The sequence below is a fragment of the Kushneria pakistanensis genome (genome assembly GCF_014652795.1).
Taxonomy (GTDB): domain Bacteria; phylum Pseudomonadota; class Gammaproteobacteria; order Pseudomonadales; family Halomonadaceae; genus Kushneria; species Kushneria pakistanensis.
Genome location: NZ_BMZM01000002.1, coordinates 272,497 through 289,020, shown reverse-complemented (window position 1 = coordinate 289,020; position 16,524 = coordinate 272,497). Strand labels below are relative to the sequence as shown.

At 61.8% G+C, this 16,524-nt stretch carries 16 protein-coding genes; 7 read left to right on the top strand and 9 right to left on the bottom strand.

Going from position 1 to position 16,524, the window contains the following annotated elements:
• Positions 1–2: 2 nt before the first annotated feature.
• Positions 3–1,331, top strand: coding sequence for a tryptophan synthase subunit beta (gene trpB / locus IE123_RS06775; RefSeq protein ID WP_189516422.1), 1,329 nt, complete (start codon positions 3–5; stop codon positions 1,329–1,331).
• Positions 1,331–2,146, top strand: a complete 816-nt coding sequence (gene trpA / locus IE123_RS06770; RefSeq protein ID WP_189516420.1) for a tryptophan synthase subunit alpha — start codon at positions 1,331–1,333, stop codon at positions 2,144–2,146. Before trpB ends, trpA begins: the two co-directional genes overlap by 1 nt.
• Before the next feature lie 67 nt (positions 2,147–2,213).
• Here trpA and IE123_RS06765 read toward each other — a convergent pair whose 3' ends face one another.
• Complete coding sequence (locus IE123_RS06765) at positions 2,214–2,537, bottom strand: HU family DNA-binding protein (RefSeq protein ID WP_189516418.1); 324 nt, start codon at positions 2,535–2,537, stop codon at positions 2,214–2,216.
• Between the two features lie 250 nt (positions 2,538–2,787).
• Here IE123_RS06765 and IE123_RS06760 point away from each other — a divergent pair, with 250 nt between their 5' ends.
• From IE123_RS06760 to phoR, 4 genes are all read left to right on the top strand, one after another.
• Positions 2,788–3,384 (top strand): chorismate--pyruvate lyase family protein, encoded by a 597-nt coding sequence (locus tag IE123_RS06760; RefSeq protein WP_189516416.1) that lies wholly within the window; start codon positions 2,788–2,790, stop codon positions 3,382–3,384.
• A gap of 33 nt (positions 3,385–3,417) precedes the next feature.
• Positions 3,418–4,284, top strand: coding sequence for a 4-hydroxybenzoate octaprenyltransferase (gene ubiA, locus IE123_RS06755; protein ID WP_189516414.1), 867 nt, complete (start codon positions 3,418–3,420; stop codon positions 4,282–4,284).
• Positions 4,285–4,433: 149 nt separating this feature from the next.
• Complete coding sequence (gene phoB / locus IE123_RS06750; protein ID WP_115854157.1) at positions 4,434–5,117, top strand: phosphate regulon transcriptional regulator PhoB; 684 nt, start codon at positions 4,434–4,436, stop codon at positions 5,115–5,117.
• A gap of 5 nt (positions 5,118–5,122) precedes the next feature.
• Complete coding sequence (gene phoR / locus IE123_RS06745; RefSeq protein ID WP_189516412.1) at positions 5,123–6,421, top strand: phosphate regulon sensor histidine kinase PhoR; 1,299 nt, start codon at positions 5,123–5,125, stop codon at positions 6,419–6,421.
• Between the two features lie 30 nt (positions 6,422–6,451).
• On the opposite strand, the gene IE123_RS06740 is transcribed toward phoR, so the two are convergent.
• The 5 genes from IE123_RS06740 to IE123_RS06720 form a co-directional block, all read right to left on the bottom strand.
• Positions 6,452–7,423, bottom strand: coding sequence for an N-acetylmuramoyl-L-alanine amidase (locus IE123_RS06740; protein WP_189516410.1), 972 nt, complete (start codon positions 7,421–7,423; stop codon positions 6,452–6,454).
• Positions 7,424–7,586: 163 nt separating this feature from the next.
• A complete protein-coding gene (gene cysZ, locus IE123_RS06735; RefSeq protein WP_189516408.1) occupies positions 7,587–8,327 on the bottom strand; it encodes a sulfate transporter CysZ in 741 nt (246 codons plus the stop codon).
• 116 nt (positions 8,328–8,443) lie between these two features.
• Positions 8,444–9,169 carry a phosphate signaling complex protein PhoU gene (gene phoU, locus IE123_RS06730; protein WP_189516406.1) on the bottom strand — a complete coding sequence of 242 codons (726 nt, stop codon included), beginning with the start codon at positions 9,167–9,169 and terminating at the stop codon, positions 8,444–8,446.
• 130 nt (positions 9,170–9,299) lie between these two features.
• Positions 9,300–11,498 (bottom strand): DNA helicase II, encoded by a 2,199-nt coding sequence (uvrD, locus tag IE123_RS06725; protein WP_189516404.1) that lies wholly within the window; start codon positions 11,496–11,498, stop codon positions 9,300–9,302.
• 114 nt (positions 11,499–11,612) lie between these two features.
• Entirely contained in the window at positions 11,613–12,524 is a 912-nt protein-coding gene (locus tag IE123_RS06720; protein WP_189516402.1) for an SIS domain-containing protein, read from the bottom strand.
• Between the two features lie 176 nt (positions 12,525–12,700).
• Here IE123_RS06720 and IE123_RS06715 point away from each other — a divergent pair, with 176 nt between their 5' ends.
• Positions 12,701–12,919, top strand: coding sequence for a PA3496 family putative envelope integrity protein (locus tag IE123_RS06715; RefSeq protein ID WP_189516400.1), 219 nt, complete (start codon positions 12,701–12,703; stop codon positions 12,917–12,919).
• Positions 12,920–13,005: 86 nt separating this feature from the next.
• Here IE123_RS06715 and IE123_RS06710 read toward each other — a convergent pair whose 3' ends face one another.
• The 3 genes from IE123_RS06710 to IE123_RS06700 all read right to left on the bottom strand — a co-directional run bounded on the left by IE123_RS06710 (position 13,006) and on the right by IE123_RS06700 (position 16,451).
• A complete protein-coding gene (locus IE123_RS06710) occupies positions 13,006–13,887 on the bottom strand; it encodes an OmpA family protein (RefSeq protein ID WP_229819697.1) in 882 nt (293 codons plus the stop codon).
• A complete protein-coding gene (locus tag IE123_RS06705; protein WP_229819696.1) occupies positions 13,887–14,666 on the bottom strand; it encodes a motility protein A in 780 nt (259 codons plus the stop codon). Before IE123_RS06705 ends, IE123_RS06710 begins: the two co-directional genes overlap by 1 nt.
• Positions 14,667–15,098: 432 nt before the next feature.
• Positions 15,099–16,451: a sodium-dependent transporter gene (locus IE123_RS06700; protein ID WP_189516394.1), complete on the bottom strand. Its 1,353-nt coding sequence runs from the start codon at positions 16,449–16,451 to the stop codon at positions 15,099–15,101.
• Positions 16,452–16,524: the final 73 nt, after the last annotated feature.

Sequence of the window (16,524 nt, the reverse complement as noted above, 5' to 3'; positions counted from 1 at the left end):
CCATGTCGTCTGCTACTGATGCAATCAAACGCTTTTCAAAGGGCCCGGATGCCGACGGTTTCTACGGCGATTTCGGCGGCCGTTTCGTGGCCGAAACCCTGATGCCCCTGATTCTTGAACTGGAAGAGGCCTGGGAGTGGTCACGTACCGACGAGGCCTTTCGTCAGGAACTTGAAGGCTATCAGCGCGACTACATCGGCCGTGCGACACCGCTGTACTACGCCGAGCGCCTGACCGAGCATCTGGGCGGGGCGAAGATCTACTTCAAGCGCGAGGACCTCAACCATACCGGCGCGCACAAGATCAACAACTGCATCGGCCAGATCCTTCTGGCCCGCAAGATGGGCAAAAAGCGCATCATCGCCGAGACCGGCGCCGGCATGCACGGCGTGGCCACCGCCACGGTCGCGGCGCGCTTTGGCATGGAATGCGTGATCTACATGGGCGCCACCGATATCGAGCGCCAGCAGCCCAACGTGTTTCGCATGAAGCTTTTGGGCGCCGAGGTGATTCCGGTCGAATCCGGTACCGGCACGCTCAAGGACGCCATGAACGAGGCGCTGCGCGACTGGGTTACCAACGTGGATTCCACCTTTTATCTGATCGGCACCGTGGCGGGTCCGCACCCCTATCCGGCGATGGTGCGTGATTTCCAGTCGGTGATCGGTCGTGAAACCCGTGAGCAGATTCTCGAGAAGGAAGGGCGCCTGCCGGACACGCTGATGGCATGCATCGGCGGTGGCTCCAACGCCATGGGGCTGTTCCACCCGATGCTCGATGACGAAAGCGTTCACATGATCGGCGTGGAAGCGGCCGGCCACGGCATCGAAACCGGTGAGCACGCCGCAAGTCTCAACGGCGGCGAGCCGGGCGTGCTGCACGGCAATCGCACCTTCCTGCTGCAAAGCGATGACGGCCAGATCACCGATGCCCACTCGGTGTCGGCAGGTCTGGACTATCCCGGCATCGGCCCCGAACACGCCTGGTTGCATACCCAGAAACGCGTCGAATACGTCTCGATCACCGACCATGAAGCAATCGAGGCCTTCAAGCTGTGCTGTGAACTGGAAGGCATCATCCCGGCGCTGGAATCGGCGCACTCGCTGGCACACCTGAGAAAGATCGCCCCTGATCTGCCCGGCGATCACCTGATCGTGCTCAACATGAGCGGACGCGGCGACAAGGACATGGCAAGCGTAGCCAACTGGCTCGAGGCGCACGGTGATACCGACAAGCTGCCGGACACCACGGTAGAGGCCGCCGAGCCCGGCCGGATTGATGACATGCAGCCGCCGCATGACGTGGCAAAAAAGACCGGGGAGACCGAATAATGGCCACACGTATTACCCGCCGCCTGGACGCGCTCAAGGCTGAAGATCGTGCGGCACTGGTCACCTTTACCATGGCCGGTGACCCGAACTATCAGGCCTCGCTTGATACCCTCAAGGGGCTGCCCGGGGCCGGAGCCGATATCATTGAGCTGGGCATGCCGTTTACCGACCCGATGGCCGACGGTCCGGCCATTCAGAAGGCCGCCCTGCGCGCGCTCAAGGGCCAGCACACCCAGCAGAAAACGCTCGAGATGGTGCGCGAGTTTCGTCGTGAGGATCAGGACACCCCGATCGTGCTGATGGGCTACTACAACCCCATCTATCGCTATGGCGTCGAGCGGTTTTTAAAGGACGCCAGTGAGGCCGGCATCGATGGGCTGATCGTGGTGGATCTGCCGCCCGAGCATGACAGCGAGCTGTGTCTGCCGGCGGCGCGGGCCGGGATCGACTTCATCCGTCTGGCCACGCCCACGACCGACGACAAGCGTCTGCCGCGGGTGCTGGAAAACACCTCGGGCTTTATCTATTACGTCTCGGTGGCCGGTGTAACCGGGGCTGCCGCCCCGACGCCGGAAGGCGTCGAGCAATCGATTACGCGCATTCGCGCCCATACCGATCTGCCGATCGCGGTGGGCTTTGGCATTCGCAGCGCCGAGCAGGCCGCCGCCATTGGCCGCTTTGCCGATGCCGTGGTGGTGGGGTCAGCCCTGATCAGCTGCATCGAGCAGGCCGACAGCGTGGACGCCGGCACCCGGGACGTTCACGCGCTGGTGCGCGAACTCTCGCAAGGCGTACGCCGCGCACGATCGGCATAGGGCAGATACAACACCGGCTGCCCTGGGGCAGCCGGTGATATCAACGCCGTCATCCTTGTGACAAGGATTACTTGGAAACGGCGTCCTTGAGACCCTTGCCGGCCTTGAAGGCGACGTTCTTGCTGGCAGGAATCTGGATTTCCTTGCCGGTCTGCGGGTTCTTGCCGGTACGTGCAGCACGCTCGCGCACGGTGAAGGTGCCAAAACCGATCAGCGTGACATCTTCGCCCTTGGCAACACTGCGGGTAATCTCGTCGAGAACGACGTTGAGTACCTGACCTGCCTTGTCCTTTGAAAGATCCGCCTGCTCGGCAATGGCCGCGGCGAGTTCTGGTTTGCGCATAACGCCTCCTGGTTGGGCAATAACATGGCGATTTTTGGTGCCGCCCATTGTTATATCGAATTCACACACTGCAAGAGGTGTGCGAAGGGTCGCTCATTGCCCTGCACCAGCGCCATGAGGCCAGCCATGCAGGGCGAACACTGTTCGACGGGCCTAGACTAGCAACGCCGCCCTGCTTCACGCCAGCCAAAACTGCACAAAATGGCACTTTGGAGCGTATATCCTTCCTAATGGATGATATTTTTACCCTTCGGGTACAAAAATATACCTGATGGCCCTCTTTGCGGATGTCTCATACATGCCCGAATGCTCCCAATCTTCCTCTTTGCCGCCGCACTGGCAACCGGCTGCGCTTGCCGGGCTATGGCTCGATGGCCCATTCAGAACCCTGATCTGCTCACGCGATTCGCTCACGATGCGTCTGGCGCACCTGGCAGGTGCCCCCATTACGGTAAGTCTTCATGCCCAGGGGCCGGGGCGCGCTCGCTTTGATGAGCTAAAAAGGCTGGGGTTGCCGGCCGGGCAGCGGATCTGGCGACGTGAAGTTACCCTTGAAGCCGGCGGTGACGTGCTGGTGGCGGCACGCTCGGTCATGGCGCTCAGGGGTTGTCCCCCATGGGTGGCCGGGCTCGGCACCCGGGCCCTCGGCCATCAGCTCTTTGCCAGAGGTGCTCGCGCACCACAGAAATCCATCGTGCAGCGTTCACCTATCGAGATGGCCTGGTCAGCGCCCGGTTTTCTGGCACTGCCCACAAGCTGGGGTCGGCGATCGCTTTTCACCCTGGGACCCGATCGCGCTCCACTGCTGGTGCAGGAGTATTTCGTACACGAACGTTTTTCCCGCTACCAGCCAGCATCACGGATGGATGGCTCGACGCAGTGCCATTTCGGGTAGACTCGTGGTTTTACGCTGACTGGAGCCCCGACGATGCCGTCGCCCCTCGCTCGCCTCCCCGACTTTTTGCGCCTGATGCGCCTTGATCGTCCCATCGGCACCTGGCTTTTAATGTGGCCGACGCTGGCCGCACTGTGGCTGGCCGGCGACGGCCTTCCCACACGACACAACCTGATCATCTTCATCGCCGGGGTCTATGTCATGCGCGCGGCCGGGTGCGTGATCAACGACTACGCCGACCGCCACTTCGATGCCCACGTCAAGCGTACCCATGACCGGCCGCTGGCCACCGGGCGCATCAGCGCACGTGAGGCGCTGATCCTGTTTGGTGCGCTGCTGGTGATCGCCTTCGTGCTGGTCTGCTTTACCAATCCCTTTACCATTGCCCTGTCCCTGGGCGGCGCGGTGCTGGCCGCCAGCTACCCGTTCATGAAGCGCTACACCCATTTTCCGCAGGTGGTGCTGGGGGCGGCCTTTGGCTGGAGCATTCCGATGGCCTTCGGCGCCGAGCAGGGCCACGTGCCGGCCGTGGCCTGGTGGCTCTTTTTTGCCAATATCGGCTGGACGCTGGTCTATGACACCTGGTATGCGATGGTCGATCGTGACGATGACCTGAAAATCGGCATCAAGTCGACCGCCGTCCTGTTCGGCCGTTTTGATCTGGTCATCCAGGGCGCGCTGCAGGTGCTGGTGGTACTGCTGCTGGCGGTGGTGGGCAAGCTTGCCGGGCTGGATGGCTTCTACTGGGCCGCGCTTGCCGCCATCGCCATCATTTTTGGCTATCAGCAGTCGCTGTGCCGTACCCGTACGCGCGAGGGCTGCTTTCAGGCCTTTTTGAACAATCACTGGGTAGGCGTGCTGCTCTTTGCCGGTATCGCGCTGGCCACCTGGCAGGCCTAATACTCGACATCGGGGAGTGTCATACCCGGGGCGCCTGTCATAAAGTTGTCATATGAAGACGTTTGAATGACGATCATGTGACGGGGACGACCAACGGCGCAAGATAGCGCCCATCGTCCCGGCCCGTTATCCGGCAGGGGAAGCCATTCATGTCCAGAACTGTTCTGATCGTCGATGATGAAGCGCCGATTCGTGAAATGATTGCCATGGCACTCGAGATGGCGGATTTTCGCATTCTCGAGGCGGAAGATGCCAAAACCGCTCATGAACTGGTCGTCGATGAGCGTCCCGATCTGATTTTACTGGACTGGATGCTGCCGGGGATCAGCGGCATTGATCTCGCCCGCCGCCTCAAGCGTGAATCCACCACCCGTGATATTCCCATCGTGCTGTTGACGGCGCGCAGCGAGGAAGACAACAAGGTGCAGGGGCTGGAAAGCGGCGCCGATGATTACATTACCAAGCCCTTTTCACCGCGCGAGCTGATCGCCCGGCTCAAGGCGGTACTGCGACGTACCACACCGGCAGGCGTGGAAGAGACGGTCGAGGTCGGCGGTCTGCTGCTGGACCCGGTCAGTCACCGGGTCAGCGTGGATGGCCGGGCACTGGAGATCGGGCCGACCGAATATCGCCTCCTGCAGTTTTTCATGACCCATCAGGAGCGGGCCTACACCCGCACCCAGCTGCTCGATCAGGTCTGGGGCGGCAACGTCTATGTCGAGGAGCGTACGGTGGATGTGCATATCCGCCGGCTGCGCAAGGTGCTGGGCGACGCCCATCAACACCTGGTGCAGACCGTCCGGGGTACCGGCTATCGTTTCTCGTCGCGGTAAAACGCATGCATTACTGGCTCAATGAACTCTGGCGCCTGGCCTATCTGGTCGTCTGCTTCGGTATTCTGGGTACGCTGCTGGGCTATCCGGGGTGGGGGATTGCCCTGGGGCTGGGGATTCATCTGGCCTTTACCCTGCGCCATCTCAAAAGGCTCTACCGCTGGCTGGAAGCCCCGGTGGACCAGCGACCGCCCGATGGCGAGGGCGTCTGGGGCGATCTCTTTGACCGGCTCTATCGCTATCAAAAGGGTCAGCAGCAGCTGCAAAACCGCCTGCGCTCGGTATTAAAGCGTGTTCAGGAATCGGCCGAGTCGATGAGCGAAGGGGTGGTGATGCTCGATTCACGCGGCTGTCTGGACTGGTGGAACAGCGCTGCCGAGCGCCTGATCGGGCTGGACAATCGTCATGATCGCGGCCATCACCTGACCAACTACCTGCGTGACCCTGCCTTTATCCGCTATTTTCGCCGCATGGATTACAGCGAACCGATCACGATCGGTGCGCCCACCAACGAGGCGCGCACCCTGTCGTGTCAGATCACCCGCTTTGGCGATGACGAACGTCTCTTGATCATCCGTGACGTGACGCGTCTGCAGCGTCTGGAACAGACCCGGCGCGATTTCGTTGCCAATGTCTCCCACGAACTGCGCACGCCGCTCACGGTACTGACCGGCTATGTCGAGACCTGGCAGGACAACGATGAGGCACTCCCCGGCTCGTTCAAGCGTGGTCTCAATCGCATGCAGGAACAGACCGTGCGCATGCAGCATCTGGTCGAGGACCTTCTGACCCTGTCGCGGCTGGAAACCAGCGAGCGCCAGCATACCGAGCGCTCGATCGACATGGCAGCGCTGTGCGAACAGATTGCCGAGGATGGGCAGGAACTCTCCGCCGGCAGTCACGAGATCACCTGCCGGCTCGAGGAGACACGCCGCCTGTTTGGCGATATCGAAGAGCTCAGGAGTGCGCTGTCCAACCTGATCTACAACGCCGTGCGCTATACCCCGCCGGGCTGTCATATCACCATCCGCTATCGCGGCTGGGGCAAGGAAGGGGCGGCCGTTGAAGTCATCGATAACGGTGAGGGGATTTCACCCGAACACCTGCCTCGGCTGACCGAGCGCTTTTACCGGGTCGACAAGAGTCGCTCGGTGGCCAGCGGTGGCACCGGGCTGGGACTGGCCATCGTCAAGCATGTGCTGCTGCGCCATGACGCCCATCTCGACATCGTCAGCCGACCCGGCGAGGGCGCCTGCTTTCGCTGTATCTTTCCGGCCACCCGTCTGGAAACGACGCCTGCCTGATTCGCAGGCGCTGTCCGTGTCCTTACAACCCTACTGCCGAACGGCACGCACATCCGTCAGACCGTGATAGCGCTCGAGCAGCGCCAGCAGGATGGCCTGACTTTCCACATCAACGTTGCCTCGCGTATCCGCCGGTCGAAAGTGCATCTGGAAGGCGCCCAGCGCCTTGCGGGTCGGCTCGTCATAGGTGCCGGTCACGGCCACCGAATAGCCCCAGAGCCCGAGCGCGCGTTGCAACTGCGTCATGGACAGCGGCGAAGCGCTCAGCTCGCGTTGATAGCGCGTAACGACATGCCGCTCGGGCCATGCCCCCACGCCGGCCTCATGAAGTCGCTGCCAGGGAAAGAACGGGCCCGGATCCACCTTGCGACCCGGGGCAATATCACTGTGACCCAGCACATTTTCCGGCGCAATGTTGTAGCGATCAACGATGTCGCGGGTCAGCGCGGTGACCAGCTCGATCTGGGCACGGGAGTAGGGATCCCAGACCAGCCCGTCAGGCGAGTTGTAGTGGCCGCGATTGACGATCTCGATACCGATGGAGGTATCGTTGAGATTGACGCGGTCCCCCCAGCTGCTCACGCCGGCATGCCAGGCGCGGCGATCCTCGTCCACCAGCTGCATGACGACCGGCTGGTTCTGATACTCACCGGGCGTGGCCGTGACAAGGTAATGGGCGCTCACGCTGGCACCGGTCAGCGCCCTGAAGGCTGCGGTATCGTCACCGCCGGTGTAGTGCAGCACCAGAAAACGAATGCGCTGATTCTGGCCGCGTGATGACACCGAGCGGTCCACCCGATAGCCGCTGCGACGCTCGAGCGCCGCACCCTGCGCCGGACTGTAGCGCCGGGGCGGGGTCGTATCGTCAATGACCGGCACGTTGCTGAAGATGCGATCGATGGCATCGGTATCGACCATGGGCGCCGGTGCCGGCGAAGGCTTTGAGGCACAGCCTGCCAGCAGCAGGGCCAGGGCCGCTGCGGTGAGGAGAAGTTTTGACATGCGGGGTTCCATCACGACGGTGATCAGGGTCCATGAGACGCCATACGACACGGGTCACCGTACGGGCGCGCAGACACGCTTCGTATCACGAGTTACGCAAGGTTACAAGCCCGCGCGGTGCCGGCGCGCTGCCCGTCCGGTCACCGTGTCGAGGCCACGACATCTATCGCGTCGCCTCTCCGGACGATGGCAATGCCATGTAATGACGGCGCCACATCATGACGCCGGCCGCAACGGCCGCCGGCATGATCAAAAGGTTAACAATCGGAATCCAGATCAACGCCGAGACCACGCCGCCAAAGGTCAATGTGGGCCACCAGCGCGCGCTCAGGCGTTTTTTCATGTCGCCAAAGCTGACCCCGTTGTTGTCCATCGGGTAGTCCAGATACTGGATCGCCATGCTCCAGATGGAAAACAGTGCCCAGCACAGCGGCGCGGCGATATGGAGCACGGGCACAAACCCGATCAGTACCAGCAGCAGTACCCGGGGGGCCATCCAGCCGAGCTTTTGCAGCTCGCGCTTCAGGCTGTCAATTCCCTGACGCCAGAGGGAGCGGTTGTCGATGCTCTCCTGTTGTCCGGAAAGGCGCCGTTCCACGTTGTCCGCCAGAAAGCCGTAGAAGGGTGAAGCGACCAGGTTGGCCACTACGGTAAAGCTGAAGGCCAGCACGATTAACAGACACAGCACCACGAGTGGCCAGATCAACCATTCAAGCCAGGCAAGCCACCCCGGGATGCTGGCCATCCAGTAGTTGACCCAGCCCGAAAAGCGCTGGATGACCAGGGTAAAAAGCGTGGCATAAATGGCCAGATTGGCCAGCAGCGGGATCACGACATAACGTCGAAGCCCGGGCGAGAGCACCATGGAGAGACCGCGCCCCAGCGCGGAGACGGCATACACCATTAAGGGATTATCCAGTCATCAGGAAGGTTTGGACAGGCAGACTAACATACCCGTTTGCCAGCGCGATGGTGGCAAACGGGCAGCAAAAAGGAGCGGCTTGTACCCCGGTGTCGATCTTATGTCTTCGGAGCGCTGTTGCGCGATGGCTGGATGTTGTTGGCATGACGGATATCGTCGCCCTCGACCAGATACACCACGGACTCGGCCAGATTGTCGGCGTGATCACCGATACGCTCCAGCGAGCGCAGAATCCACATGACGTTGAGCACCGAGCCAATCGAGCGGGGATCTTCCATCATGAAGGTCACCAGCGAGCGCATGGCGGTCTGATAGTCCTGATCGACGATCTCGTCCTCGCCCAGCACCTCGCGGGCCATGGGCACATCCATGCGGGCAAAGGCGGTCAGGGCGTGACGCACCATGTCACGCACGCGGGTGCTGATATGGCGAATCTCGGTAAAGCCGCGGCTGGTCAGTCCTTCCTCGATCAGACTCAGGGCATGACGGGCGATCTTGTTGGCCTCATCACCCATGCGTTCCAGATCGGAAGTGGCCCGCGTGACGGCCAGCACCAGCCGCAGATCGGAGGCCGTGGGCTGTCGACGGGCGAGAATGTGGGTACATTCATCATCGATTTCGAGCTGGAAGGTGTTGACCTCCCGGTCGTTGTCACGCACGCGCTCGGCGCTTTCGAAATCGCCTTCCAGCAGGGCCATGATGACATCGTTGATCTGTTGCTCTACCAGTCCCCCCATGGCCAGCAGCTGAGTCTTCAAGGACTCCAGCTCCTGGTTGAACTGACGTGAAATATGCTGACTGTGAGGGTCGTTGGTAATGTCCATGCTGACTCCGTTCACCGATCAAGGGCGTTGCCTGGCACCGCCATGTTGGCACAAGCATCGCCCACGGTAATGACACTTTGATGACACATGCTCTTGCGTATAAACCGCCATGCGGCGTCTCTCGAGACAGTCAGCCCAGCGGTACCAGTTTGGCAAAGCCCAGTACCAGCCACTTGTCACCATCTTCCTCAAAGCTGACATGCACCCGCGCCCGCTGGCCCTGGCCTTCGGCATTGATCACCACACCCTCACCAAAGACCGGATGGCTGACCCGCTGGCCCAGCGACAGGGTGGGCAGCTCGTCGCCACCGTCCACCTGCTCCTGACGCATGCTGGTATTGCGCGTGGTCACCGGACGTGAAATCTGTCCGCGCAGGCGCACCTCTTCCACCAGGTTTTCCGGCAGCTCGCGCAGAAAGCGTGACGGCCGCTGGAAGGTCTCCTTGCCATGCAGGCGACGCGATTCGGCATGGGTCAGATAAAGCTTCTCCATCGCACGCGTAATGCCGACGTAGCAGAGCCTGCGCTCCTCCTCGAGACGACCGGGTTCTTCCAGCGACATCTTGTGCGGAAAGAGGCCCTCTTCCATGCCGGCGACAAACACGACCGGGAACTCCAGCCCCTTCGCCGAGTGCAGGGTCATCATCTGTACCGCATCCTCGAACTCATCGGCCTCGTGCTCGCCGGAGTTGAGCGCCGCTTCGGCCAGAAAGGTACCAAGCGTATCGCCCTCACGATCACTCATCGGATCAAAGGGATTGCCCTGAGTATAGGCCTTCGCCGCGCTGACCAGCTCCTCCAGGTTTTCGACCCGCGCCTGGCCCTTTTCGCCCTTCTCGGCGCGGTGATGCTCGATCAGCCCGGTCTGGATGATCACATGATCGATCATCTCGTGAAGGGCCAGACCCGCGGTGTCGTTGTCGAGCTGCTCGATCAGATTGCTGAAGGTGGTCACGCTCGAGGCGGCCTTGCCCTTCAAAAGCCCTTTCGTGGGGGCATCGTTCAACGCCTGCCACAGCGACACACCTTCATCGCGGGCGTAGGCACGCAGCAGCTCGACGCTGCGGGTGCCGATACCGCGCGCGGGCACGTTGATCACGCGCTCCAGCGAGGCATCGTCATCGCGCGAGACCAGCAGCCTCAGATAGGCCAGCGCGTTCTTGATCTCGAGGCGTTCATAAAAGCGCTGACCGCCGTAGATGCGATAGGGCACGCCCTGGCGAATCAGTGACTCCTCCAGCACCCGCGACTGGGCGTTGGAGCGATAGAGAATGGCAATGTCGCGCCGGGCGCGATCCTTCTCGCGCACCTGGGCGGCGATGGTATCGACAATGAAGCGCGCCTCATCCAGATCGTTGAAACCACCATAAAGGGAGATGCGCTCGCCCTCGGCGACGTCGGTCCAGAGCTCCTTGCCCATGCGCCCGGCGTTATGACGAATCAGGGCGTTGGCGGCTTCCAGAATGGCACTGGTCGAGCGGTAGTTGCGCTCAAGGCGCACCAGGCGCGTGTCATGAAATTCATCACGAAAACGGGCCAGATTCTCGACCTTCGCGCCACGCCAGCCGTAGATCGACTGGTCATCATCCCCCACCGCGGTCAGGCAGGCGCGATCACCGGCCAGCAGCTTGAGCCAGGCATACTGCAGCGTGTTGGTGTCCTGAAACTCATCGACCAGCAGGTGCTGAAAGCGCTCGCGGTAGTGCTGCAAAAGCCGCGGCGTATCGCGTAAAAGCTCCAGCGAACGCAGCAAAAGCTCGCCGAAATCGACCAGCCCGCCGCGCTCGCAGGCCAGATGATAGAGCTCATAGAGATCCACCATCTGCTGCATGTAGGCATCGCCGTAGGCGTCGATGTCGCCCGGGCGCATGCCTTCTTCCTTGCAGCCGCCGATGAAGTACTGCACCTGCTTGGCCGGGTAGCGCTCATCATCGATGTTGTGATCGCGCAGCAGCCGCTTGACCAGACGCAGCTGATCATCGCTGTCGATGATCTGGAAATGCTCGGGCAGCCCGGCATCCTGCCAGTGGGTGCGCAGCAGCCGATGAGCGATGGAGTGGAAGGTGCCGACCCACATGCCGCGCGGCGAGACCTTTAACAGCGTCTCCAGCCGCGAACGCATCTCGCGGGCGGCCTTGTTGGTGAAGGTCACGGCCAGAATCGACCAGGGCGACAGGCCGTCGACCTCCATCAGCCAGGCAATGCGATGGACCAGTACACGGGTCTTGCCGGAACCGGCACCGGCCAGCACCAGCATGTTGCCCTGCGGTGCACCGACCGCATCGCGCTGATCGGAGTTGAGCGAATCGAGTAGCGCCGAGGCGTCCATGAAATCAGATACCCTGGAAGTGGGCCGGCAAGGGCCTGAGAGAAGAGATCAAAAAGGAGCCTCTACCCTAGCATATCCGGCGCCGCCGGTCCCTCTTGCAAGGCCGCCCAGCGTCTATTTGTCGTCGGATCTGCCGCGCGTGCGGGCGCTTTCCTGACGGGCCCGATCAAAGGGGTCGGGCAGGGCAGTACGCAGCGGGTCCAGGCTGCGCTTGACCGCCACCAGATGCTCGGCCAGCAGCGGGCCGCGCGTCTTGGCCACGCCCACGGCCAGAATGTCGATCACCACCAGATGCGCGATGCGCGAACTCATGGGTCGATAGACTTCGCTGTCCTCGAACACGTCGATATAAAGCCCGATGGTGCACTTCTCCGCCAGCGGCGAATCCGCCGGACACAGTCCGATCACCGTGGCGCCATGAGACAGGGCGATATCGACGCTGGAGAGCAGCGAACTCGAGCGCCCGGTCTGGGAGATGGCCACCACCACGTCGTGCTCGCCCAGCGTCACCGCCGACATGTGCTGCATGTGCGGGTCGGAATAGGCCGCGGTTGAAATACGCAGACGAAAGAACTTGTGCTGGGCATCGATGGCCACCGCCCCCGAGGCCCCATAACCATAGAACTCGACCCGGCTGGCATCCGAGAGGGCGTTGATGGCGCGCGTCATGCTGGCGGCATCGATGCGATCACGCACGCCCAGAAGCGTGCCCACGGTGGAATCAAAGATCCCGCGGGAAAACTCCGCCACGCTGTCGGTTTCATTCATCGAAAATTCGGAGAACTGCTCACCGGTGGCCAGCGTCTGGGCCAGCTTGAGCTTGAAATCCTGATAGCCGGTGCAGTCGATGGCACGACAAAAGCGGATGACCGTGGGCTCGCTGACCCCGACCCGCGCCGCCACGGCCGCCAGCGGCAAATGAATGACTTCATCGGCGTTGCGCAGCACGAAACGGGCCACCTTCTGTTCGGAGCGGCGAAAGGCCGGCAATCGGGCGCGAAGGTCATCGAAAAGCGTAACGCTCAAGGTGCATCCTCTGTCCTGGGAGACGCCCGCATGATGCTGCGTTGCGTCATTAAATTGTCAACGCCACCATCATACGCTGAGTGCGAGCACTGATCGACGCTGACTATCACGTTCATGGTCACGTCGACACAGTGCCATGTCCCTGATCCATCTCAATGTCGAAGGGTGCATCGTTCATGCAAAAACACACTGCTGACAAATCCCGGTTTCATGACGTTCGCAATGAAATTCTCGATATCGCCATGCATTTGAACGCCCAGGAAAGCGAGAAGCGCCGCCAGCGCGCCGCCGAGCGTGCCCTGCAGGCCAGACGCGGCATCGAGGACCATTTCGAGTCCCGCAGGCTTGCCAGGCAATGCCATGAGGAAGATGAACGCCTGCGCCACTTCGGCTAGCAGCGGCAATCCAGCAGTAACAATGGATAAAGGCCAAAAACGACAGCGGCCGGCAATGCCGGCCGCTGGTGCGCGCTTCGGTAGCCTCAGGGGGTTCGCGCGCCCCCCGGGCTCAACACCAGCTCGACACGACGGTTCTGGGCACGGCCCGTTTCACTGTTGTTACCGGCCAGCGGCCGGGTGGCTCCATAGCCGATCGCCCGCAGCTGTCCGCTTGAGACGCCACCGCGGCTTAAATAGCGCAGCACCGCCGTGGCCCGTCCGGCAGAAAGCTCCCAGTTCGAGGGGAACTGCGCCGTCGAGATGGTGCGACTGTCCGTGTGGCCCTCCACCGAAATCTCGCCCTCGAAATCCCTGAGTGCCGGCAGCAGGCGATCGAGCAGCACGCTGCCCTGTGCGCCGATATCGACATCGGCACTGGGGAAGAGCAGGCGATCCTCGATACGCAGGATGGTGCGCTCGCGCTCACGGGTCACCTGAACCCCCTCGATGCCGGCCAGGCGATGATCCATGGCCATGACCTCCTCTTCAGGCGCCGCCGCCATCTCCTGCACTGTCGGCGTCATCACGGCCAGCGCCGCCTGAACATCCACCACGGGCACGGGCTTGGCTGCTGTGGGCAGCATCTGCCAGGGCGTTTGAGGCGCGGGGGAGGCCGCAAGCCACGGCAATACGCCGACGGTGCTGACCGGGATGGCCTGTACCGGTGATACCCGGGTGACGGCCGCCAGCGTCAGCGGCGAGACCATGACCACCGGCGTTGCGGCCGGGGCGGGTGTCGAATCAGGTGTGTCCGGCACCACACCGCGCATGGCCAGCAGCAGCACGAACAGCACCAGCAGCAGAGTCAAAAGATCCAGATAGCTGAGCATCCAGCCATCACTTTCCTCACTGCGATCTGCAGTCAGCACCAGCTCGCGGGCTGCCTGACGAGCCTGACCGGAGGAGCCTGACGATCGGTGCTCCATCACGGCGCACTGCTCCCGGAGCCTTCCGGCTCACGCGGCAGCGGCCGCTCGCCCAGCTCGTCATGAGCCTCGCTGATAAAGGAATTGAGCGTGGCCTCGATAAAGGAGGGCAGACGACGACGCGAGATCATGGACACGCCTTCCAGCACCATGTTCATGGCGATCAGACGTTCCTCGGTGCGCCGCTCCAGCTTGACCGCAATCGGCCTGAACAGCAGGTTGGCCAGCAGGATGCCGTAGAAGGTCGACAGCAGTGCCACCCCCATGCGCGGGCCGATGACGGCCAGATCACCGTTCTGGATCACCTCCAGCATGTTGATCAGCCCGACCAGCGTGCCCAGCATGCCAAAGGCCGGTGCGTAGGTGGCCATGGTGCGAAAGATCTGGGCCTCGGCCAGCTCCCGGGCGCGCAGGCGCGTGATGCGCCAGCGCAGCAGATCGAGAATTTCCTCTTCGCGGACGTTGTCGATCACCAGGCTGATGCCGGTGCGCAGAAACGGGTTGCGCGTGTTCTCCAGCGCCCGCTCCACGGCGCGGGCATCGCCGTGCATCCATTCCCGCGCCAGCGCCACCAGCTCGTCGATGTCCTCACGGATGAAGTTGGGCTCACGACGAAAGACGCTGCCCACCAGCGCCACCACGCGGCGTATTTCCCGCATGGGATAGCTGATCATGGTGGCAGCGAGCGTGCCGGTCAGCACGATCAGGAGCCCGGGAAAATTGAAAAAGCTCAAGGGGGACTGCGCGGTGAACAGCACCACGACGATCAGCAACAGCATGCTGACCACGATGCCGATCAGCGTCGAGGGATTGCCGGGCACACCTGCCGAGCGGCCGGTGGCAAGCGTATCGGTGGCACTGTCAGTACTGCCGGGTTTACTGCCGATCATGAGAAAACATCCATGTGCATGCAGCTACCGTGACGTCTGCGGCCGACAGATCATCCTTCAGCCCGCGCCACTGCTGCCGATATTGATCGGCCAATTCTGACAGAGCATTTGAGCCTCAAACGTCATGAATAGCGCCACTTTTGACGCGCATTCATTCGCTTGAGCAAGAGTTGTGCACCTTTCCCACAGAGTTATCCACATTTTCCATTGACAGTGGATGTTCAGTTGATCTTAAGCGTCGCATTTGAGCGACAAAAAAAGGCGGGCATCCGAAGATGCCCGACCATGACAGCTGCTGGTATATGACCGCACTAGAGCGCGTTATTGCACCAGACCGTAGACAAACACGATGGCCACGCCGATCGGTGCCAAAAAACGCGCCGAGAAACGCCACCAGGCAAAGGCCACACCGCTCATGTTGAGCTGGGCGCGCACTTCATCACGTCCCATGATCCAGCCCACGAAGATAATGGTGGCCAGACCGGTCAGCGGCAGCATGAACTTGCTGGTGACATAGTCGAGCAGATCGAACACCGTCATGCCAAAGGGCGTGAACGCCGACCAGTCATTGAACGACAGCACCGTGGCAATACCCAAAAGCCAGGTTGCGGCCCCGGCGACCAGCGCCGACTGCAGCCGGCTCAGCGGGGTTTTCTCCTCGAGCCATTCAACGATCGGCTCCAGCAGCGAGATGGCCGACGTCCAGGCGGCAAACACCAGCAGCACGAAAAACAGCGTCCCGAACACGACACCGCCGGACATGTTGCCAAAGGCCAGCGGCAGGGTCTGGAAGATCAGGCCCGGACCCGAAGCCGGATCCATCCCGTTGGCAAAGACGATCGGAAAGATCGCCATGCCGGCGGCCAGCGCAATCACCGTATCGAGAATGACCACTGTCAGGGCGGTACGGCCGATGTTGACGTCATCGCTGAGATAGGAGCCGTAGGCCATCATGATGCCCATCCCCAGACTCAGGGTAAAAAAGGCATGTCCCATGGCGGCCAGAATCACATCACCGGTCAGGCGCGAGAAATCAGGCCGGAAGAGGTAATCAAACCCTTCGCCAAAGCTGCCGGTGGTGGCGGCATAACCCACCAGCAACGCCAGCAGCACGACAAGCGCCGGCATAAGAATCTTGGAAGCCCGCTCAAGCCCGCCGGCTACCCCGCCGGCCACGATGGCAATGGTCAACACCATGAACAGACTGTGCCAGGCCAGCAGCGTGCCCGGGCTTCCCAGAAGCGAGGTAAACAGCGCGCCAACGCTTGCGCCATCGAGTTCGGTAAAGGTGGATGTGGCGCCATAGCGAATATAGGCCAGCGCCCAGCCGCCGATGACGCTGTAAAACGACAGGATCAGCCAGGCGGCCAGAATGCCGCCTACGCCGATCAGTACCCAGGCTTTCGAGCGCTTGAGACGTCCGGAGATACGGCTCATGGTCGAGATGGGGTTTTTCTGTCCCAGCCGGCCCAGCAGCCATTCGCTCATCAAAATGGGCAGGCCGATCAGCAGGATACAGACCAGATAGACCAGAACGAAGGCGCCGCCGCCGCTCTCACCGGTCATGTAGGGGAATTTCCAGATATTGCCCAGCCCGACGGAAGAGCCGACCGCGGCGAGCATGAATGCAATGCGCGAGGACCACTGCGCATGTGTATGGGGCTTGTTGGTCATGAGGCTACCCTGTGTATCCCTTTAAGTCGGCAGGCACGACCGGTTCGAGAACTTCAAACCGCTCGTCGCCGAC

Bases quoted from the DNA above. Each gene is read 5' to 3' on its own strand.
- trpB (WP_189516422.1), top strand. From the start codon at position 3: ATGTCGTCTGCTACTGATGCAATCAAACGCTTTTCAAAGGGCCCGGAT.
- trpA (WP_189516420.1), top strand. From the start codon at position 1,331: ATGGCCACACGTATTACCCGCCGCCTGGACGCGCTCAAGGCTGAAGAT.
- IE123_RS06765 (WP_189516418.1), bottom strand. From the start codon at position 2,537: ATGGGCGGCACCAAAAATCGCCATGTTATTGCCCAACCAGGAGGCGTT.
- IE123_RS06760 (WP_189516416.1), top strand. From the start codon at position 2,788: ATGCCCGAATGCTCCCAATCTTCCTCTTTGCCGCCGCACTGGCAACCG.
- ubiA (WP_189516414.1), top strand. From the start codon at position 3,418: ATGCCGTCGCCCCTCGCTCGCCTCCCCGACTTTTTGCGCCTGATGCGC.
- phoB (WP_115854157.1), top strand. From the start codon at position 4,434: ATGTCCAGAACTGTTCTGATCGTCGATGATGAAGCGCCGATTCGTGAA.
- phoR (WP_189516412.1), top strand. From the start codon at position 5,123: ATGCATTACTGGCTCAATGAACTCTGGCGCCTGGCCTATCTGGTCGTC.
- IE123_RS06740 (WP_189516410.1), bottom strand. From the start codon at position 7,423: ATGTCAAAACTTCTCCTCACCGCAGCGGCCCTGGCCCTGCTGCTGGCA.
- cysZ (WP_189516408.1), bottom strand. From the start codon at position 8,327: ATGGTGTATGCCGTCTCCGCGCTGGGGCGCGGTCTCTCCATGGTGCTC.
- phoU (WP_189516406.1), bottom strand. From the start codon at position 9,169: ATGGACATTACCAACGACCCTCACAGTCAGCATATTTCACGTCAGTTC.
- uvrD (WP_189516404.1), bottom strand. From the start codon at position 11,498: ATGGACGCCTCGGCGCTACTCGATTCGCTCAACTCCGATCAGCGCGAT.
- IE123_RS06715 (WP_189516400.1), top strand. From the start codon at position 12,701: ATGCAAAAACACACTGCTGACAAATCCCGGTTTCATGACGTTCGCAAT.
- IE123_RS06710 (WP_229819697.1), bottom strand. From the start codon at position 13,887: ATGGAGCACCGATCGTCAGGCTCCTCCGGTCAGGCTCGTCAGGCAGCC.
- IE123_RS06705 (WP_229819696.1), bottom strand. From the start codon at position 14,666: ATGCTGTTGCTGATCGTCGTGGTGCTGTTCACCGCGCAGTCCCCCTTG.
- IE123_RS06700 (WP_189516394.1), bottom strand. From the start codon at position 16,451: ATGACCAACAAGCCCCATACACATGCGCAGTGGTCCTCGCGCATTGCA.